Raw genomic sequence first — 19,242 nt, 5'->3', positions numbered from 1 at the left:
TGATCCCGTCAAGGAACCGACAGGGCCCCGTCAAGATCGCGGCGGCGGGCCCGCGGGGCTGCGCGTCGGCGTCGCGGACCGGATAGGGTGGACCGCTTCCCCGTCCGCGTCCCGTCCCAGGAGCACAGCGCCGTGTCCGACAGCTTCGCGCACCTGCACGTCCACACCGAGTACTCGATGCTGGACGGCGCCGCCAAGAACGGCAAGCTGTTCGCCGAGGCGGAGAGACAGGGCATGCCCGCCATCGCGATGAGCGACCACGGCAACATGTTCGGCGCGTACGAGTTCTTCCACGCGGCCGCCAAGACCGGGGTGAAGCCGATCATCGGCATCGAGGCGTACGTCGCGCCGGCCTCGCGCTTCCTGAAGAAGCAGGTGTTCTGGTCCCCCGGCGGCCAGCGCCCCACCGGCTCCGACGGCGAGGGCGGCAAGGACGTCTCCGGCGGCGGCCGCTACACCCACATGACCATGTGGGCGCAGAACGCCACCGGCCTGCGGAACCTCTTCAAGCTCTCCTCGCTCGCGTCGATGGAGGGCTACTACATGAAGCCCCGCATGGACCGCGAGCTGATCGCCGCCAACGCGACCGGCATCATCGCCACCACCGGCTGCCCCTCCGGCGAGGTCCAGACCCGGCTGCGCCTCGGCCAGTACGAGGAGGCCGTCAAGGCGGCCGGCGCCTACCAGGACATCTTCGGCAAGGAGAACTACTTCCTGGAGCTGATGGACCACGGGCTCTCCATCGAGCAGGACGTCCGCGAGGACCTGCTGCGCCTGGCCAAGCAGCTGAACATCCCGCTGCTGGCCACCAACGACTCGCACTACGTCACCGCCGACCAGGCCGACGCCCACGACAGCCTGCTCTGCGTCGGCGTGGGCAAGAACAAGGACGACCCGAACCGCTTCAAGTTCAACGGCAGCGGCTACTACGTCAAGACCGCCGAGGAGATGCGCGAGCTCTTCCGCGAGCTGCCGGAGGCCTGCGACAACACCCTGGCGATCGCCGAGCGGGTGGAGTCGTACGAGGAGGTCTTCACCTACGTCGACCGGATGCCGCAGTTCGACGTCCCCGAGGGCGAGACCCAGGCCTCCTTCCTGCGCCAGAAGATCGCCGCCGGCCTCCAGCACCGCTACGGCGACAACCCCAGCCAGGAGGTGCTGGACCGGGTCGAGCTGGAGATGGGCGTGATCACCCCGATGGGGTTCGACGCCTACTTCCTCGTGGTCGCCGACATCTGCCAGTACGGCCGGGACAACGGCATCCCGGTCGGTCCGGGCCGTGGTTCGGCGGCCGGCTCGATGGTCGCCTACCTGACCGGCATCACCCAGCTGGACCCGCTGGAGCACGACCTGCTGTTCGAGCGGTTCCTCAACCCCGAGCGCATCAACCCCCCGGACGTCGACATCGACTTCGACGACCGCCAGCGCGACCAGATGGTGCGCTACGTCACCGACAAGTACGGCTCCGCCTACACCGCCCAGGTCAACACCTTCGGCACGATCAAGGCCAAGGCCGCCGTCAAGGACGCCAACCGCATCCTGGGCTACCCCTTCGCCATGGGCGACCGGATCACCAAGGCGATGCCGCCGGACGTCATGGGCAAGGGCGTGCCGCTGGCCGACCTGTTCAACGACAAGCACCCGCGGTACAACGAGGGCACCGAGATCCGGGCGCTCTACGACAACGAGCCCGATGTCAAGAAGATCATCGACACCGGGCGGGGCATCGAGGGCCTGATCCGCGGCACCGGCGTGCACGCCGCCGCCGTCATCCTCTCCTCCACCCCGCTGCTCGAACTGATCCCGCTGCACATGCGGGACAAGGACGGCGTGATCATCACCGGCTTCGACTACCCGTCGTGCGAAGCCATGGGCCTGATCAAGATGGACTTCCTGGGTCTGCGGAACCTGGGCATCATCGACCACTGCATCAAGATCGTGAAGGCCAACCGGGGCGTCGACGTCGACATCGAGAAGATCCCGATCGACGACCCCACCACGTACCAGCTGCTGGCCCGAGGCGACACCCTCGGCGTGTTCCAGCTCGACGGCGGCCCCATGCGCGCCCTGCTCAAGCTGATGAAGCCCACCGAGTTCGCCGACATCTCCGCCGTCTCCGCGCTGTACCGGCCCGGCCCGATGGGCATGAACTCGCACACCAACTACGCCCTGCGCAAGAACGCCCAGCAGGAGATCATCCCGATCCACCCCGAGCTGGAGGAACCGCTCAAGGACGTCCTCGGCCCCACCTACGGCCTGATCGTCTACCAGGAGCAGGTGCAGCGAGCCGCCCAGGTGCTGGCCGGCTACTCGCTCGGACAGGCAGACCTGCTCCGCCGCGCGATGGGCAAGAAGAAGAAGGAGGTCCTGGAGAAGGAGTTCGTCCCCTTCCACGCCGGCTGCAAGGAGCGCGGCTACTCCGACGAGGCCATCCAGGCGGTCTGGGACGTCCTGGTCCCGTTCGCCGGCTACGCGTTCAACAAATCGCACTCCGCCGCGTACGGCCTGGTCTCCTACCAGACCGCCTATCTCAAGGCCAACTACCCCGCCGAGTACATGGCCGCCCTGCTCACCTCCGTCGCCGACGACAAGGACAAGATGGCGATCTACCTGGCCGAGTGCCGGCAGATGGGCATCAAGATCCTCTCCCCCGACGTCAACGAGTCGGTGGTCGACTTCACCGCCGTCGGCAGCGACGTCCGGTTCGGCCTCAAGGCGGTGCGCAACGTCGGCGTGCCCGTCATCGAGTCCCTGGTCGGCACCCGCGAGGAGAAGGGCAAGTACACCTCCTTCGCCGACTTCCTGGACAAGGTCGAACTGGTGGTGTGCAACAAGCGCACCGTCGACTCCCTGGTCAAGGCGGGCGCCTTCGACTCGCTCGGGCACACCCGGCTCTCGCTCAGCAGCGTGCACGAGAACGCGATCGACGCCGTCACCGGGCTGAAGAAGCAGCAGGCCATCGGACAGGACGACCTGTTCGGCGCCCTCGACGCCGGCGAGGGCGGCGGGCCCGGCATCGGACTCGACTTCCAGCTCACCGAGAACGAGTGGCCGCGACGCCAACTCCTCGCCCTGGAACGCGAGATGCTCGGCCTCTACGTCTCCAGCCACCCGCTGGACGGCGCCGAGCACATCCTCTCCCAGAACCGCGACAGCTCGATCGCCCAGCTCCTCGACTCCGGCCGCTCCGAGGGCGAGGTCCGGCTCTCCGGGCTGATCACCGGCGTCGACCGGCGGATCAACAAGGCCGGCAACGCGTGGGCGATCATCACCCTCGCCGACCGCGACGGCTCGGTCGAGGTGCTGTTCTTCCCGGCGACCTACAATCTCATGGCCGAGCAGATGATCGAGGACAACGTGATCTCGATCCGCGGCCGGCTCAACGAGCGCGACGGGTCACTGAGCGTCTTCGGCCAGGAGATCACCACCCTCGACGTCTCCTCCGCCGAGCTCGGCACCAAGCCGCCCGTCCAGATCACCGTCCCGGCCGCCCGGATCAACCCCCAGGTGGTCGCCGAGCTCAAGCTCGCCCTCCAGAACCACCCCGGCGACGTCCCGGTCCGGCTGCGCACCACCAACTGGGACAAGGACACCCTCTACGAGCTCGGGTTCCGGGTGAACCCGGACAACGGGCTCGCCTCGGACGTCAAGACCCTCCTCGGCAACCGCTCCTGGGCGGGGGCGGTCGTCCGCTCCTGACCGGCGCCGGTCGGCCCGGTCCGCTCCGTTCCTCGGAGCGGGCCGGGCCGGTCGGCTGTCCGGCCCCTGCCGGGGACCGGGTTCGGTGGTGCCATGGAGGTGGGCGGACGGCCGGGCCGACTCGCCGGCCTCCCGCCCGCCCCGCCCCAGCCGCTCCCACCCCGCCCGCTCCACGCCCGAGGAGTACGCCGATGCCCGACCACACCCGCACCCACCTGCTCGCGGCCATCGAACTCGCGGCCTCCGCCCGCGCCCACGGCAACCACCCCTTCGGCGCACTGCTGACCGACGCGTCCGGCGGCGTCCTGCTCACGGCCGAGAACACCGTCCTGACCGACCACGACGTCACCGCCCACGCGGAGACCAACCTGGTCCGAGCGGCCTGCCGCGCCCTCGCCCCGCACCAGCTCACCGAGACCGTCCTGTACACCAGCACCGAGCCGTGCGCGATGTGCGCCGGCGCGATCTACTGGAGCGGCATCCGGCGGGTGGTCTACGCGCTCGCCGCCACCGAACTGAACGCCATCGCGGGAGCGGACCCGGACGAACCGGTGCTCGACCTGCCCTGCCGCCTGGTCTTCGCGGCCGGCGGCAACACCGTGGAGGCCTCCGGCCCGCACCTGTTCGACGAGGCCTCCGCCGTCCACACCGGGTACTGGGGCTGACCGGCCCCGCCGTGCGCGGCCTGGCGGGGCGGGCGCGGGGCACCGTGGGTAGGTACGGAGCGTGACACCGGGCGGTCCGCGTGCCCGGCGGACCGGCAGGAGGCCGCGATGACCACGAGGGAACCCCTACCGATGGAGACCGGAGCCTGGGTGGTGGACCGCCCCGGACCGGTCGGCGGGCCGGGACCGGGCCCGCTGGTGTGGGAGCACCGTCCGCTCGACGCGCCCGGGCCGCGGGAGATCCTGGTCGAGGTGGAGGCCTGCGGGGTGTGCCGCACCGACCTCCACCTCGCGGAGGGGGACCTCTCCCCCAGGACGGCGAGGCGCACGCCCGGGCACGAGGTGGTCGGGCACGTGCTGGCGGCCGGGTCCGAGGTCGAGGAGTTCACCGTCGGGGACCGGGCCGGGGTGGCCTGGCTGGCCCGGACCTGCGGCGGCTGCGGGTACTGCCGCAGCGGGCGCGAGAACCTCTGCCCCGACTCCCGCTACACCGGCTGGGACCGGCACGGCGGCTACGCCGGGCACGTCACCGCGGACGCCCGCTACGCCTACCGGCTGCCCGAGGGCCCGCCCGCCGAGGAACTCGCCCCGCTGCTGTGCGCCGGGATCATCGGCTACCGGGCCCTGGAACGGGCCGAACTGCCGACGGGCGGGCTGCTCGGCATCTACGGCTTCGGCGCGTCCGCGCACCTGACCGCCCAGATCGCCCTCGCCCGGGGCGCCCGGGTGGCCGTGTTCACCCGCTCCGAGGCGGCCCGACGGCTCGCACTGGAACTCGGCGCCGCCTTCGCCGGCGACTCCTACGACCCGCCCCCGCAACCGCTGGACGCGGCCGTCCTCTTCGCCCCGGTCGGCGGCCTCGTGCCCGCCGCCCTCACCGCGCTGGACCGCGGCGGCACGCTCGCCGTGGCCGGCATCCACCTCACCGACATCCCGTCGCTGGACTACCAGCGGCACCTCTTCCAGGAGCGCACACTGCGCAGCGTCACCGCCAACACCCGGGCCGACGGCCTGGCCTTCCTGGCGGAGGCGGCCCGCGCCCGCCCGGTGGTCCACGTCAGCCGCTACCCCCTGCGCCGAGCGGACGCGGCGCTCGCCGACCTCGCCGCGGACCGGGTGACGGGCGTCGCGGTGCTCGTACCCGAGTAGCGCGCCACCCGGAGCGGCACGGCGGTGACCCGCCCCTTCGGAGTGACAGGAGGGGCCGTTTGACTGCGCTCGGTGGCCGACCGGTTGCATCATGTGCGCATGGTGAACTTCCCTGACGATGTCCCCGGTTACCTCTCCATCAGGATGGCCGCCCCCACCGAGCCCGTGGCGGGGATGGCGGACGTCGAGGCGTGGACGGCCCGCGACAGCTATCCGCAGATCCTGTCGGCCGGGAGCAGGGCCTTCGGCGTCGCCCGTGAACTGCCCACGGGCGGCTGGGCCCTGCGCACCTCGATGGCCGAGGTCTATCCGCAGTCGGCCCGCGACGACCTGGGCATGGTCTGCCGCGAGCAGGCCGGCCGGGCGGAGCGGGCCGGCGACACCGCGGCGCAGCAGCGCTACCTGGCCGTGGCCGGGCGGCTGGAGTGGGAGAAGCTCGACGAGGTCGAACTGGACGTCCGCTACCGCGTGGTGCGGGCCGAGCGGTACATCCGCAGCGGTCCGGACGGCCCGGAGCCGCCGCGCTCCACCGACCCCGACGACCACCGCAAGCGCCCGCTCGCCGAGGCCCTGGACCCGGCCGCCGGCTTCGTCATGGACCCTGCCCTGCCGACCGGGCTCTCCACCGGCATCCTCAAGACCGACCTCATCCAACTGGTGCCCACCGCACGCGACTTCCCGCCCGAGGTCCGCCGGGACGCGCTGCGCTCCAGCACCACCCACCCGGGTGTGGTGCTGCTGCCGGCCGCCTTCGGCGTCGCGGAACGGGTCGACGGCCGGTGGCGTCCGGTCGGCGTCATGGACGCCCCCACCCCCTTCCGCGCCCGGGACATCCTGTCGATGCGGCTGCGCGTGACCGAGCCGGTCGAACGCCGGCTGAGCGACCGGCAACGGGCCCGCTACGCCGAGGCGGCGGACCGGCTCGAAGCCGAGCAGGGCTTCGAACTCACCGTCGAGGACCGGCTCCTGCGGATCATCCGGGTGGAGCGCGCCGTCCGCTTCGGCCCGGACGGACCCGAGGGGCCCCGCCCCTCCGACCACGACCCCGAGGACCCGATCCTGGTGATGGACCAGAAGCTGCGAGCGCAGGGCATCGTCCCCGACGAGGACGATGACGAGCCGATCGTCCTCGACGAGTCCGCGCGGGAGTTCCAGCGCCTCTTCGAGGCCGAGATGGCCCGGCGCGGCACCCCGCTCCCGCGCTTCGAGGACGACGGGGCGTAGGGGCGGGCCCACCCCGTCGAACACCCCTCCACCACCCTGGTCCGTGACGGGTGACCGGCACCGGCCCCGCTCGTTGCACACCGGGGGGTCATCCCAACCGCTCGGGGTGACCAAGGAGCCGGAGGTGCGCGCAGCATGGGGTTGGCCGAGGGTTCACAGGACGGTTCGCACGAGGATGCGGTGAGCGGGCGGACCCGACGCCAGTTCCTCACCCGCGCCGCCGCGCTGGGCGGGGCGCTGGCGGTCGGTCCCTCTGCGGGCGCCGCCGCGCTCCCGCGTGGCGCGGGCTTCGGTGCCCGTGGCGGCCCCGGGCGGACCGTGGCGGTCCTCGGCGGCGGGGTGTCCGGGCTGAGCGCGGCGCACGAACTGGCCGAGCGCGGCTACCGGGTGACGGTGTACGAGTACTACGCCGCGCTCGGCGGCAAGGCCCGGAGCATGGACGTGCCGGGCGGCGCGAGCGGTGGACGCCGAGCGCTGCCGGGCGAGCACGGCTTCCGGTTCTTCCCCGGCTTCTACCGCAACCTGCCGGACACCCTGCGCCGCATCCCCTACCCGGGCAACCCCGGCGGCGTCCACGACAACCTGCGCGACGCCACCCAGGCGCTGCTGGCCTTCGACGCCCCGCGCCCGGGCCTGCTGCTCCCGTTCCGAACCCTCACCCGCCGCCCGCTCGACCTGGGCGACCTCGCCCCGGACGCCCTGCGGCGGACCCTGACCGGCGCGCTGGACGAGGTGCTGCACCTGCCCGCCGACGAGCTGGCCTACTTCGTGGACCGGGTCCTGGTCCACCTGACCAGCTGCGACGTGCGCCGCGAGCAGCAGTGGGAACGGGTGCCGTGGTGGGACTTCATCAGGGCCGGGCGGATGTCCCACGACTACCAGCGCCTCCTCGGGGTCGGCGTGTCCCGGGACCTGGTGGCGACCCGGGCCGAGCAGGCCAGCACCCGTACGGTGGCCCGCACCATCATCGAGGCCTTCCTGCTGAACGGCCTGCTCGGGCGCGGCGTCGACGGACAGCTCGACCGGGTGCTCAACGGCCCCACCAGTGAGGCCTGGATCGACCCGTGGGCGGCCCACCTCTCCGCACTGGGCGTCGAGTTCCGGACCGGCACCGAGGTCCGGGAGGTGCTGTACGACGAGGGCCGGATCACCGGGGTCCTGGTGGCGCCGGCCGGCGGCGGCGCCCCCGAGACGGTGCGGGCCGACTACTACCTCAGCGCGCTGCCGGTCGAGCACGCCCGCACCACCTGGGGTCCGCGCCTGCGCGCCGCCGATCCCCAACTGGCGCGCTGCGACGCGATCGGCACCGACTGGATGACGGGCATCCAGTTCTACCTGCGCCGCCCGCTGCGGCTGGTGCACGGCCACGCCATCTGCCTGGACTCCCCCTGGTCGCTCACCACGGTCAACCAGGCGCAGTTCTGGGACCGCGACTTCGCTGCCGCCTACGGCGACGGCACGGTGCGCGACTGCCTCTCGGTCTGCGTCTCGGAGTGGGACCGTCCCGGCATCCTCTACGGCAGGACGGCCAAGGAGTGCACCCGCGAGGAGGTGGCCCGCGAGGTCTGGGCGCAGTGCCGGCGGGCCCTCGACCGGCCGGGCGCCGGTTGGCCGGCGGACGCGGACGTGCACTCGTGGTTCCTCGACCCGGCCGTCACCGGCCTGGGCGGGCCGGCCCCGGCCAACCGCGAGCAACTCCTGGTCCACCCCGCCGGCACGCTCTACCACCGGCCCTCCGCCGCCACCGCCGTCGGCAACTTCTTCCTGGCCGGCGACTACGTCCGCACCGACGTCGACCTGGCCACCATGGAGGGCGCCAACGAGTCCGCGCGCCGCGCCGTCAACGCCCTCCTGGACGCCGACGGTTCGCCCGCCGAACGCTGCCGGATCCAGCTGCTCTTCCGTCCCCCTGAGCTGGAGCCCCTCAAGCTGGTCGACGAGGCCCGCTACCGCCTCGGCCTGCCGAACACCTTCGACCTCGGCTGACCCGGCCCGCCCGGGAGGGCCGGGAGTACGTCACGTCCGGCGTGGTCAGGCGCAGTCGGACGGGCTGTCACGGCCGGTCGTTCACCGGTCGGCCGTGATCGCCGCTCGGGCCTGGTCGGCGCCGACCACTTCGCCGTCGAGGCCGGACTGGTGCAGGTCCCCGCCGGGGGCCTCGATGCGTCCGGCGTCGGCCAGGCCGCCGGCCTTCACCGGGTCGAATCCGGCCGTGCGGATCAGCCGCTCGGCGGCCGCCCCGGCGTGCTCGTCGTCGGTGGCGTAGAGCAGCGCGGCCCGCTGCGGGGTGCGGTTCGCGCTCGCGGCGAGCGCCTCGGCGGCGAGGGTGCCGAACGCCTTGACGTAGTGGGCGCCCCCGGGCAGGAGCGCGGCGACGACGGACCCGGCCGACTGCCCGTCGGGCAGGGACCGCACCATCCGGCCCTGGTCGTCGAAGGCGATCGGGTTCGACGGGTCGACCACGACCTTGCCCACGAGCTGCGGCGAAACCTGCGGGATCAGCTCCTTGATGGTGTCGAGCCAGACGGCGAACACGACGGTGTCGGCCTCGGCGACGGCGTCCCGGACGGTGGCGGTGTGCGCGAGCGGTCCGAGCTCGTCCGCCAGCTCCTGGGCCCGCGACGCGCTCTTCCCCGTCAGGACGACGTGCTCTCCTCCGGCGACCAGGTGCCGGGCGACCGCGCCGCCGATGTTGCCCACGCCCACGATTGCGGTGGTCATGTTCCTCAGCCTTCCTCTCCGCGAATGTAGGGGTCAGGTGTTCCTCGGATGCCCCCGAGGTTGTCGGGCAGTAGCCCGAATGCCTGAGACGCCACCCGGTCGAGGGTGGTGGGGTTCCCGGCGGCGACGCGGGTCCGGTGGCTCCTACGCGCGGCCGCTGTGCGGCCAGCCCTGGGCGTCGAACACGGCGGTGGGGTCGAGGTAGTCGCGCCAGTGCACCACCTTGCGGTCCCTGACGGTCACGACGGAGACGAAGCGGTTGTCGTAGGGCCGCCCGGTGTGGACCGAGGTGCCGTGGACCTCGTACTCCAGGACGACCACCGAGGTCTCGGGGTCGCGGTGGACGCGCAGGTTGTCCGCGCCGTGCAGCGTCACGTAGTCGCCGTAGTCGCTGTACAGGTCGACGATCGCCTGGCGTCCCTCGACGCGCCTGGGGTATCCCGGCACGGTGATCACGAACTCGAAGACCACGTCCTCGGCCAGCAGGTCGTAGTAGTCCTCCCCGTCGACCAGGCCGTCCAGCCCCTCCTTGACGATGCGGAAGAACGGGCTGTTCGCCCCGACCAGAGGGGTGTCGTCGTCGACGGTCCTGCTCACTTCTCCTCCAGGGGCCAGGTGCGGGCGTGGCGCTCGGCGAATTCGCGGACGGTCGTGGCCAGCCGGCCGGTGACCTTCTCGGTGTCGCCGGTGGGCGTGGCGCCGTTGCCGGCGCCGGTGAGCCGGCGCAGCACCAGAGCGTAGTCGGCGGGGATACCGGCGGCGACCGCGCCGTCGACCACGTCTCCTGGTCGGCATCCTCGTGGCGGACGGGGCGCGGTTGAGGAGCCCGGCCTCCGGTGCTCTGATTCAGGTGTCGCACCCGTCCGGAGGGAGTCACCGTGTCGCCCCACGATCCGATCCCGCCCCAGGAGGCCGCGGACCGGCTGGCCATCCGGGAGCTCGTCGACGCCTACGCGCACTGCGCCGACCGCCGTGACGCCGAGGGGCAGATGGCCCTGTTCACCGAGGACACCCGCTTCCTGGTCTTCATGGACGCCACCGCGGCCGAGCCGACCCAGGAACTGCGCGGCCGCGACGCCCTGGCCCCGGTCTTCGACAACCTGAACACCTACCGGGCCACCACCCACTTCAACGGGCAGAGCACCGTGGTCCTGGACGGCGACCGGGCGAGCGGCGAGAGCTACTGCCTGGCCCACCACGTCTCCTACGGCACGGACGCCGAGCGGTCGATCATGATCGCCTCGATCCGCTACCTGGACCGGTTCGTCAAGCGCGACGGGGAGTGGTTCTTCGCCGAACGACGGCTGATGGTCGACTGGACCGAGACCCGCCCCAGCACCCCCTGAAGCAGGCAGGCCGGGGCGCGGCGGGCCTCGTCCCGTCAGGCGAGGAATCCGCCGTCGACGGCGAGGTGGCTGCCGTTGACGTAGGCGGCGTCGTCCGACAGCAGGAACGCGATGGCGGTGGCGATCTCGCGCCCGGTGCCGACCCGGCCCATGGGGATGCCGGTCCCGGCGACCCGCCTCGTGTCCTCGGGGTTGGCCCGGGTCATCTCGGTGTCGATGACGCCGGGTTGGAGTTCGTTGACGCGCACTCCCTGGCCACCGAACTGGATCGCGGCGGTGCGGGTCAGGCCGCGGATGCCGTGCTTGGCGCTGGAGTACTCGGCGGTGGGGCCGCCGCGGTCGGCGAACACGCTGGAGACGTTGACGATGGCGCCGCCGCCCGAGGCGAGGATCGCCGGGATCTCGTACTTGATGCCGTAGAAGAGGCTGTTGAGGTCGATGTCGACGGTGCGCCGCCACTGCTCGGGGGTCATGTCGGGCAGCGGGGTGAAGTCGCCGGAGACCCCGGCGTTGTTGACGGCGTAGTGCAGCGCGCCGAACGCCTCGACCGTACGGGCGACCGCCCGCTCGTTGTCCTCGGGGCGGCTGACGTCGCCGGGGACGGCGAGGGCCCGCCCGCCCGCGGCGGTGATCTCGGCGACCACCTCGGCGAGCCGGTGCTCGCGGCGGCCGACGACGGTGACGGCGGCGCCGCGCTCCGCCAGCAGGATCGCGGTGGCGCGGCCCATGCCCGAGCCGGCGCCGGTGACCAGTGCGGCCTTGCCGTGGAACGGTCGCATGTCCGGGTTCTCCCTTCGGGACCTTGGGACTTCAGGACTTCGCGGCGGGCTTCTCAGCCGTTGGCCGGCAGGTCGACGGGGTAGGCGGCGCCGGTGTCGGCGGACGCGGAGACGGCCTGCCAGGCGGTGGCCTCGGCGAGCTGGCCGCGGGAGTAGTCCAACGCCATGTCCGCGGCGCCGGCGCCCAGGAGCAGGTGGGTGGGCAGCCGGTCGGCGTGGACGATCCGGACGAGGATCTGCGCCGCGCGGTCGGGGTCGCCCACGGCCGCCCCGCCGCCGCGCAGGAGGTCGGCCAGGGCGCCGACGGTGGCGCGGTAGTCGGCGGGTACGTCGTCGACCTCCATCGAGGCCCCGGCCCAGTCGGTGGCGAACCCGCCGGGCTCGACGACGAGGTAGCGGATGCCCAGCGGCGCGGTCTCGGCCGCCAGGACGCGGGTGAAGCCGTCCACGGCGAACTTCGCCGCCTGGTAGGAGCCGAGCCCCGGGGTGGCGCCGACGCGCCCGCCGACGGAGGAGAACTGGATCACGAGGCCGCCGCCCTGTTCCTTCAGCAGCGGGATCGCGGCCTTGGAGACGTGGTAGACGCCCCAGAAGTTGGTGTCGAACTGGCGGCGGAAGTCCTCCTCGTCGGCGGTCTCGACCGGGGCGAGGTTGGCGTACCCGGCGTTGTTGACCACGACGTCGACGGAGCCGAAGGCCGTACGGGCGGCGGCGAAGGCGCGCTGGACCGCGGCCGGGTCGGTGACGTCCAGGGCGACGGGCAGGACGCGGTCGCCGTGGCTGGCGACCAGGTCGTCGAGCTGCTCGGGCTTGCGGGCGGTGGCGACGACCCGGTCACCGGCCGCCAGGGCGGCCGAGGCCAGGGAGCGGCCGAAGCCGCGCGAGGAGCCGGTGATGAACCAGGTGCGGGTGTCGGTGTGGGTGCTCATGGATTTAGTGAAACACCGTTGCGCTAATAACGCAACGCCGGATCGTTATTACCGCAACCACGTTTCGCTAGACTCGACGGCGTGACCGACTCCGACTTCCAGCGCGCCCGCACCCCCGAGGCCAAGCGCGCCCGCGAGGACGCGATCCTCGCCGCCGCCGCCCGCCTCGCCACCGCCAACGGCGTCCGCGAGGTGACCATGACCGCCATCGCCGACGAGGTCGGCATGCACAAGTCCGCGATGCTGCGCTACTTCGAGACACGGGAGGACATCTTCCTGCGGCTCGCCGCCGAGGCCTGGCAGGACTGGTCGGCCGAGGTCCGCGACCGCCTCGTCGCCCTCACCCCGTGCGAGACCGCCTCGGACCCCGAATGGGCCCACGGAGCCCTCGCGATCGCGGGCGTCCTGGCGCAGTCGCTGGTGGCCCGCCCGCTCTTCTGCGACCTGCTCGCGCACACCCCGTTGAACCTGGAGCGCAACGTCTCCCTCGACACGGTCCGCACGTTCAAGGTCCGCGCCATCGCCGAGGTGGACGCGGTCGGCGCGGCCCTCGGCTCCATCGCCCCGCTCGGCGCCGACCAGGCCCGCAGCGTCGTCACCACCGCCACCTCGATGGCCGGCGCCCTGTGGCAGATGGCCGCCCCCGGCACCCGTCTGCGCGCCTTCTACGAGACCGACCCCGAGCTCTCCCACTCCGTCGTCGACGTCGAGCCCCGCCTCACCGACATCCTGGCCGCCCTGCTCACCGGCTACGCCATCGCCGCCACCCGGCACGCGGGCGACGGATGGCCCCACGACACGCCCTGACCCCCGCGCCGCTCCACCCCGGCCTCCGCTCCACCCCGGCCTCCACCGCGGCCCGACTTCGCACCGGTGCACGGAGCGACCGGGAAGCGGGTGCCTGTCCGTAATGAACGATTGTGTTCCCTATGCCCCGGGGATACCGTCGGTAGTGGTGAACGAATCCGTCCCCTTCCCGTCGTTCACCCCCGAACCCTTTGGGGGACCGCCATGGCCACCTCGCGCGCCCTGGCCGAGGCTTCGCCCGCGACCGCACGTCGGGGCCAGCACCCGGGGATTGCACTCACCGTCATCGCGGCGACACAGCTGATGGTCGTCCTGGACATCACGATCGTGAACATCGCGCTGCCGCACATCCAGCAGGCGCTGAAGTTCAGCACCACCGACCTGTCCTGGGTCATCAACGCCTACACCCTGACCTTCGGCGGGCTGCTGCTGCTCGGCGGCCGGGCGGGCGACATCCTCGGGCGGCGGCGGGTGTTCGTCGTCGGCGTGCTGGTGTTCAGCCTGGCCTCGCTGCTCGGCGGCGTCGCGCAGTCCTCCGCCTGGCTGCTGGCGGCGCGGGCGCTGCAGGGCGTGGGCGGGGCCATCGCCTCGCCGACGGCGCTGGCGCTGATCGCCACCAACTTCAAGGAGGGCCAGGAACGCAACCGGGCCTTCGGGGTCTACTCCGCCGTCGCCGGGGCCGGTGGCGCGATCGGCCTGCTGCTCGGCGGCATGCTCACCTCCTGGCTGTCCTGGCGCTGGGTGCTCTTCGTCAATGTGCCGATCGGCATCGCGATCGCGCTACTGGCGCCGCTCTACATCAACGAGTCCGAGCGCCACCCCGGCCGCTTCGACCTGCCCGGCGCCCTCACCGCCACCGCGGGCATGGTCTCCCTGGTCTACGGCTTCATCCGCGCCTCCGACCACGGCTGGACGGACCCCGTGACGCTCACCGCCTTCGGCCTCGCCGTGGTCCTGGTCGCGGCGTTCGTGGCGAACGAGCGGCACGCGCGCCAACCGATCATGCCCCTGCGCCTCCTACGGGACCGCAACCGCTCGGGCGCGTACGGACTGCTGCTCTGCGTGGCCGCGACGATGTTCAGCATCTTCTTCTTCATCACCCTGTTCGTCCAGGAGATCCTCGGCTTCAGCCCGCTGCGGGCCGGCTTCGCGTTCCTGCCGATCAGCGTGGCCATCGTCGGCGCCGCCCAGTTCGCCGCCCGCAACCAGCTGCGCTTCGGCCCCAAGCCCTTCCTCGTCGCCGGCTCGCTCCTGGTGCTGGGCGGGGTCGCCTGGGCGACGCAGATCGACATCGACAGCAGCTACATCGGCGGCATCCTCGGACCGACCATGATGTTCGGCTTCGGCATGGGCTCGATCTTCGTCCCCGCCACCCTCACCGTCGTCTCCCACGTCGCCCCGCACGAGACCGGCGCCGCCACCGGCATGCTCAACACCACCCAGCAGGTCGGCGGCTCGCTCGGCCTGTCGATCCTGGTCACGGTGTACGGCACGGCCAGCCGCACCGAGGCCCGGCAGCAGGCCGGGGCCTTCCTCCGGCAGGCCACCCCGCAGCAGGCCGCCCAGTTCCGGGCCACCGGCCGGCTCCCGGAGCCCTACTCCTCACAGGTGCTGGTGCACGGCATCGCCAGCGCCTTCCAGCTGGGCCTGGTGTTCGCCGCGCTGGCGGTGGCGATCGCGGTGTTCGTCATCAAGGTCAGCCGGGTGCCGGTGCCGCCCGCCGTCAGCCCTTCGGGGGGAGGTGCTTGACAGGGCGTCAGGGTGACCGGGAGAGTCTTCTCCGTAATGGTTTTCATCTTCGATAACCGTTGCGGGTGACCCCTGCCCGCCACGGGTCGAAGCCCGACCCGTTCCCGAAACCCCGACGCACCCCCCGAAAGAGGACACCCATGTCGCTCGACGTCTCCCCCGCCCTCCTCGCCCAGGCCCAGCAGGGCCGCGTCGACGAGGCCGAGTTCCTCGACACCGTGCGCGCCTCGCTCCCGTACGCCTACCAGGTCGTCGCCGGGCTCAGCACCGAACTCGCGGCCGGCGAAGCGGAGTTCACCACCGACAACACCACGCCCAGCGACGAGCAGCGCGCCCAGCTGCTGCGCGCCCTCGCCAGCAACGCGATCCGCGGCAGCCTGGAGAACCACTTCGGGGTGAAGCTCGCCTTCGTCAACTGCCACCGGGTCGGCGCCTTCCGCCCCGGCACCGAGGACGGCGCGGCGTACCGCGAGTTCACCTCGCTGCACAACCAGATCCGCAACCAGAGCCCGGAGCTGCGCAGCTGCTGACGGCGCCCCGGTGCGGCGGCTCCCACCCGGCCCGACGGGGTGGGAGCCGCCGCCGTACGTGTCGCCGTGTTGCGCACCGTTGCGGGCCGTTGCGGGCCGGTGTCCGGATCGCGCGTCGATCTTGTCGGGCGGCGCGGCGGCTGCGTACGTTCGAAACGCACCACCCGACCGGCCCGCCCCAGGCCGCCCCTCACCCCGCGGAGCCCACCATGTCGCCGAACCCCCGACCGCTGCGGAAACTCGGCTTCCTGACCATCGGGCTCTTCGACGAGGCGGACCCGCGCCGCGGCCACGAGTCCACCCTCGACCTCATCACCCTCGGCGAACGGCTCGGCTTCGACAGCGCCTGGCTGCGCCACCGCCACCTCCAGTACGGCATCTCCTCCCCGGTCGCCGTGCTCGCCGCCGCCACCCAGCGCACCAGCCGCATCCAGCTCGGCACCGCCGTCACCCCGCTCGGCTGGGAGAACCCGCTGCGGCTCGCCGAGGACCTGGCCACCGTGGACGTGCTCTCCGGCGGGCGGCTCAACCCCGGCTTCAGCGTCGGCCCGCCCACCCACTACGCGCACCTGCGCGACGCGCTCTACCCCGACACCGGCGACCAGGAGGACTTCAGCCCCCGGCGCGCCGAGCGGCTGCTCGCCCTGGTCCGCGGCGAGGACGCCTCCGACTTCGCCGGCACGGAGGGCATCGAGGTGTACTCCCGCCGTGTCCAGCCGCACTCCCCCGGGCTGGCCTCCCGGCTCTGGTACGGCGCCGGCAGCCTGCGCTCGGCCCGCTGGGCCGGCGAACAGGGCATCAACCTGCTCACCAGCAGCGTCGTGAAGGCGGAGGGCGACGACGCGGAGCCGCTCGACTTCGCCGCCATCCAGGCCGCCCAGATCCGCGCCTTCCGCGAGCGCCACCCCGACGGCGACCGCGCCCGGGTCTCCCAGGGCCTGGTGGTCATCCCCACCGACAGCGCCACCCCCGAGCAGCGCGCCAAGTACCAGGCCTACGCCCTCGCCCGCGCCCCGCGCACCCTCGCCCCGCAGGGCCCGGCCCGGCTGCTGTTCGCCCCCGACCTGGTCGGGACGACCGAGGAACTCGTCGAGCGGCTGCACGCCCACGCCGGCTACCGCGAGGTCGACGAGGTCGCCTTCGCCCTGCCGTTCACCTTCGAGCACGAGGACTACACGCAGATCCTCACCGACCTGGCCACCCGCCTCGGCCCCGCCCTCGGCTGGACCCCCGGCCAGGACTGACCGACCGCACGACTCCCGGGGGAGCACCATGGACGTCGACACCCTCGACACGGCCGGCGGCTACGGCCACCTCGTGAACCGCCGACGGCTCAGAACTCGCTGGTGTCCACGTCCAGTTCGAACGGCTCGGGCAGCCGCACCGGCACCCCGAACGGGTGCGGCCCCTCCACCCTGGTGTAACCGAGCGCACCCGGCTGGGAGAACAGCGTGCACGCCCGCTCCTGCCGGTCCACCAGGAGGTAGAGCGGCGCACCGAACTGGGCGTAGCGGCGGCGCTTCACCGTCCGGTCGGTGTCGGCGTTCGACGGGGACGTGACCTCGACCACGAGGACGGTCTGATCGGGAAGCAACGCACCGGGGTTGTTCACCGCCAGTTTCACCGGCACAAGGGCCAGGTCCGGGATGTAGTAGTTCTCGGTACCGGGCAGGTCGAGGTTGCCCGAGCCTGAACGCAATCCGAGTTCGCGCTGGCGGGGTCCGATCTGCAAGCGGATCAGATCGACGGTGTTCTCATGCTCCCAGGACGGCGACACGGGGGTGATGACTCCCTCAACGATCTCAACGCGTTCACCCGCGATGTGCTGAATCGCATACTTGAGGGCTTGCTCCGGGTTCGGCACGTGGCTGTAGTCGCCCGGGCCGATGTGCGCTGTGCTCACGTAGTGCTCTCCTGTCCGGCGCTGGTCTCAACGCTCAGGGGCTGCCCGGCGGAAAGACTACCGGGGTAACACCGCCGCATATGCACGCGCCACCAGACCTACCCGCCAGAACCGGACAACCTCGGGAAGCCGCCGCCCCGAGCCGGATCACCGTCACCAGGCATCAAGTCGCCGGTCAGAGCAGGCGCTTGATCTCGCCGCGTGCCCGGTAGAAGCCGCCCGAGGCGGACTCCCTGACTTCGGCGACCAGGTAGCGGGCGCCGGGGATGCGGATGTCCTTGGGGAACTGCACGCGCCAGGACGGGTCGTAGCCCTGCGAGAGCACCCGCACGCGCAGCCGGGTGCCGTCCTGGACGCACTCGACCTCGACCTCGCCGCCGGTCCGGGCGGTGGCCACCGCGACCGTCTCCAGCCCGGCGCCGGCCCGCACCGGCTCCCAGCCCGCGCCCTTGACCTCGGCGGTCTTCGGCAGCGTGCCGTCCTCGGCCGCCCGCACCGCCTGCTCGCCGGCGTCCAGGCAGGCCAGCGAGCCGTCCGTCGTCACCAGGTAGAGCCGCCCCTCCCGGTACTGCATGCTGTACGCCGAGCCGCAGCCGGTGGCGAGCTTCCACAGCCGCGTCCCGTCGGCGGCGAAGCAGTACACCGAGGAGTGGTTGTCCCCCGCGAAGACGTACTCGCCGTCCGGGGAGGCCGCGCAGGAGAACACGCCGGCGTCGCAGCGGTAGGCGGCCACCTCGGCGCCGTCCGACTTGCGCAGCCGGTGCACCCAGCCCTGCCCGGTGCCGGCGAACACCTCGTCGGCCTCCTGCCAGCCGAACAGCACCCCGCCCCGGGTGGGGGTGTACCAGCGCTGGTCGCCGCTGCGGTTGTCGTAGCGGGCGACCCCGCGCGAGTGGCCGTGGTAGACGCCGTCGGCGTCGCAGCGCACCATCCAGCCGGACCGGCCGTCGGCCTGGCGGCGCCACTGGAACTCGTCCTCGTGGTCCACCGTGGTCAGCCCGCCGCGCTCGTCGGCGACGCCCAGCACGCCGTCGTGGATGTCGAGCCAGAAGATGTCCACGTCCTGGGCTATCTCGTACGCCACCCGCGGGATCTTGCCGCCCAGGTCGTACACCTTGCCGTCGTCGCAGCCGGCGTAGATCCACCAGTCGTCCGCGACGATGCACTTCACGCCGTCCGGCAGGCCGTAGCGGGCCGTCACCTCGCCGTCGTGGGTGAGGGTGTAGACGTCGCCGCGCTCGTTGCCGACCCAGGCGTGCTCCTCGCCGACGAAGATCCCGAAGGCGGGCGAGCCGGAGCGGAAGCGCCACAGCAGCGGCGCCTGGCGGGCGGTCGAGCGGCTGCTGACGATCTGCCGCCTGGTCACCTCCCGGCGCTGGCGCACGCCCCGGACGGCCGGGGCGTAGCCCTTGCGGACCTTCTCGCCGATCTTCTTCGCCGCCGCCGAGGCCGCCTTCTCCGGGCTCGGGTACGTCGTCGCCTTGCTCTGCCCGGGCTCGCCGATCCGCCCGTACCGTACCGTCACCACCTGGCCGGCGAGCCGCACCTCGTAGAACTTGTGCGCACTCCCCTCGTCCTCGGACAGTTCGAGGTACGTGACCTGCTCTTCCACGGCGACGGACACGGCGCGGTCCCCTTTCGGGCGACGGAGATTTCTGGCAAGGGAAACGGGGGCCGGCGGGACCCGCCCGCCGACACCCCACAAGCTACGACCGGGCACTGACAATCGGCTCCGGTCACG

The 19,242-nt window shown here is 72.3% G+C and carries 17 protein-coding genes; 10 read left to right on the top strand and 7 right to left on the bottom strand.

The window, feature by feature from the left end:
- The first annotated feature begins 132 nt into the window (after nt 1–132).
- From dnaE to ACWDD9_RS37155, 5 genes are all read left to right on the top strand, one after another.
- On the top strand, nt 133–3,699 hold the full coding sequence (dnaE, locus tag ACWDD9_RS37175) for a DNA polymerase III subunit alpha (protein ID WP_117491196.1): 3,567 nt from the start codon (nt 133–135) through the stop codon (nt 3,697–3,699).
- 191 nt (nt 3,700–3,890) lie between these two features.
- Nucleotides 3,891–4,364, top strand: coding sequence for a nucleoside deaminase (locus ACWDD9_RS37170; RefSeq protein WP_049650233.1), 474 nt, complete (start codon nt 3,891–3,893; stop codon nt 4,362–4,364).
- A gap of 108 nt (nt 4,365–4,472) precedes the next feature.
- Nucleotides 4,473–5,513 (top strand): zinc-binding alcohol dehydrogenase family protein, encoded by a 1,041-nt coding sequence (locus tag ACWDD9_RS37165; RefSeq protein WP_449814021.1) that lies wholly within the window; start codon nt 4,473–4,475, stop codon nt 5,511–5,513.
- A gap of 99 nt (nt 5,514–5,612) precedes the next feature.
- Nucleotides 5,613–6,737 (top strand): DUF5954 family protein, encoded by a 1,125-nt coding sequence (locus tag ACWDD9_RS37160; protein ID WP_449814020.1) that lies wholly within the window; start codon nt 5,613–5,615, stop codon nt 6,735–6,737.
- Between the two features lie 135 nt (nt 6,738–6,872).
- Nucleotides 6,873–8,723, top strand: a complete 1,851-nt coding sequence (locus ACWDD9_RS37155) for a hydroxysqualene dehydroxylase (protein WP_449814019.1) — start codon at nt 6,873–6,875, stop codon at nt 8,721–8,723.
- Nucleotides 8,724–8,804: 81 nt separating this feature from the next.
- Here the strand turns inward: ACWDD9_RS37155 and ACWDD9_RS37150 are convergent, their stop codons facing one another.
- The 3 genes from ACWDD9_RS37150 to ACWDD9_RS37140 all read right to left on the bottom strand — a co-directional run bounded on the left by ACWDD9_RS37150 (nt 8,805) and on the right by ACWDD9_RS37140 (nt 10,237).
- On the bottom strand, nt 8,805–9,467 hold the full coding sequence (locus tag ACWDD9_RS37150) for an NADPH-dependent F420 reductase (protein WP_449814026.1): 663 nt from the start codon (nt 9,465–9,467) through the stop codon (nt 8,805–8,807).
- Nucleotides 9,468–9,602: 135 nt separating this feature from the next.
- Complete coding sequence (locus ACWDD9_RS37145; protein WP_449814018.1) at nt 9,603–10,055, bottom strand: nuclear transport factor 2 family protein; 453 nt, start codon at nt 10,053–10,055, stop codon at nt 9,603–9,605.
- The gene (locus tag ACWDD9_RS37140; RefSeq protein WP_449814017.1) at nt 10,052–10,237 is read right to left on the bottom strand and encodes a hypothetical protein; all 186 of its coding nucleotides are present in this window, start codon (nt 10,235–10,237) and stop codon (nt 10,052–10,054) included. The genes ACWDD9_RS37145 and ACWDD9_RS37140 overlap by 4 nt, the downstream gene beginning before the upstream one ends.
- A 99-nt stretch (nt 10,238–10,336) precedes the next feature.
- Between ACWDD9_RS37140 and ACWDD9_RS37135 the strand changes: the two genes are divergently transcribed.
- Nucleotides 10,337–10,804, top strand: coding sequence for a nuclear transport factor 2 family protein (locus ACWDD9_RS37135; protein WP_074003155.1), 468 nt, complete (start codon nt 10,337–10,339; stop codon nt 10,802–10,804).
- Between the two features lie 35 nt (nt 10,805–10,839).
- On the opposite strand, the gene ACWDD9_RS37130 is transcribed toward ACWDD9_RS37135, so the two are convergent.
- Both ACWDD9_RS37130 and ACWDD9_RS37125 read right to left on the bottom strand, forming a co-directional pair.
- Nucleotides 10,840–11,583: an SDR family NAD(P)-dependent oxidoreductase gene (locus ACWDD9_RS37130; protein ID WP_449814016.1), complete on the bottom strand. Its 744-nt coding sequence runs from the start codon at nt 11,581–11,583 to the stop codon at nt 10,840–10,842.
- A 53-nt stretch (nt 11,584–11,636) separates the two neighbouring features.
- Nucleotides 11,637–12,512 carry an SDR family NAD(P)-dependent oxidoreductase gene (locus ACWDD9_RS37125; protein ID WP_449814015.1) on the bottom strand — a complete coding sequence of 292 codons (876 nt, stop codon included), beginning with the start codon at nt 12,510–12,512 and terminating at the stop codon, nt 11,637–11,639.
- 81 nt (nt 12,513–12,593) lie between these two features.
- Between ACWDD9_RS37125 and ACWDD9_RS37120 the strand changes: the two genes are divergently transcribed.
- The 4 genes from ACWDD9_RS37120 (at nt 12,594) to ACWDD9_RS37105 (ending at nt 16,842) form a co-directional block, all read left to right on the top strand.
- A complete protein-coding gene (locus tag ACWDD9_RS37120) occupies nt 12,594–13,319 on the top strand; it encodes a TetR family transcriptional regulator (RefSeq protein ID WP_449814014.1) in 726 nt (241 codons plus the stop codon).
- 204 nt (nt 13,320–13,523) lie between these two features.
- Entirely contained in the window at nt 13,524–15,068 is a 1,545-nt protein-coding gene (locus ACWDD9_RS37115; protein ID WP_449814013.1) for an MFS transporter, read from the top strand.
- A 140-nt stretch (nt 15,069–15,208) separates the two neighbouring features.
- A complete protein-coding gene (locus ACWDD9_RS37110; RefSeq protein WP_074003160.1) occupies nt 15,209–15,598 on the top strand; it encodes an SCO5389 family protein in 390 nt (129 codons plus the stop codon).
- Nucleotides 15,599–15,807: 209 nt separating this feature from the next.
- Nucleotides 15,808–16,842 (top strand): LLM class flavin-dependent oxidoreductase, encoded by a 1,035-nt coding sequence (locus ACWDD9_RS37105; protein ID WP_449814012.1) that lies wholly within the window; start codon nt 15,808–15,810, stop codon nt 16,840–16,842.
- A gap of 89 nt (nt 16,843–16,931) precedes the next feature.
- Here ACWDD9_RS37105 and ACWDD9_RS37100 read toward each other — a convergent pair whose 3' ends face one another.
- Together ACWDD9_RS37100 and ACWDD9_RS37095 are read right to left on the bottom strand one after the other, a co-directional pair.
- The gene (locus tag ACWDD9_RS37100; RefSeq protein WP_079272261.1) at nt 16,932–17,501 is read right to left on the bottom strand and encodes a Uma2 family endonuclease; all 570 of its coding nucleotides are present in this window, start codon (nt 17,499–17,501) and stop codon (nt 16,932–16,934) included.
- Between the two features lie 175 nt (nt 17,502–17,676).
- On the bottom strand, nt 17,677–19,125 hold the full coding sequence (locus tag ACWDD9_RS37095; protein WP_375877298.1) for a WGR domain-containing protein: 1,449 nt from the start codon (nt 19,123–19,125) through the stop codon (nt 17,677–17,679).
- Nucleotides 19,126–19,242 lie beyond the last annotated feature (117 nt).

It is taken from the genome of Kitasatospora sp. NPDC001119, assembly GCF_053598475.1.
This window is presented reverse-complemented; position numbering and strand designations above follow the sequence as displayed.

Bases quoted from the DNA above. Each gene is read 5' to 3' on its own strand.
- ACWDD9_RS37170 (WP_049650233.1), top strand. From the start codon at position 3,891: ATGCCCGACCACACCCGCACCCACCTGCTCGCGGCCATCGAACTCGCG.
- ACWDD9_RS37165 (WP_449814021.1), top strand. From the start codon at position 4,473: ATGACCACGAGGGAACCCCTACCGATGGAGACCGGAGCCTGGGTGGTG.
- ACWDD9_RS37160 (WP_449814020.1), top strand. From the start codon at position 5,613: ATGGTGAACTTCCCTGACGATGTCCCCGGTTACCTCTCCATCAGGATG.
- ACWDD9_RS37155 (WP_449814019.1), top strand. From the start codon at position 6,873: ATGGGGTTGGCCGAGGGTTCACAGGACGGTTCGCACGAGGATGCGGTG.
- ACWDD9_RS37130 (WP_449814016.1), bottom strand. From the start codon at position 11,583: ATGCGACCGTTCCACGGCAAGGCCGCACTGGTCACCGGCGCCGGCTCG.
- ACWDD9_RS37125 (WP_449814015.1), bottom strand. From the start codon at position 12,512: ATGAGCACCCACACCGACACCCGCACCTGGTTCATCACCGGCTCCTCG.
- ACWDD9_RS37115 (WP_449814013.1), top strand. From the start codon at position 13,524: ATGGCCACCTCGCGCGCCCTGGCCGAGGCTTCGCCCGCGACCGCACGT.
- ACWDD9_RS37110 (WP_074003160.1), top strand. From the start codon at position 15,209: ATGTCGCTCGACGTCTCCCCCGCCCTCCTCGCCCAGGCCCAGCAGGGC.
- ACWDD9_RS37105 (WP_449814012.1), top strand. From the start codon at position 15,808: ATGTCGCCGAACCCCCGACCGCTGCGGAAACTCGGCTTCCTGACCATC.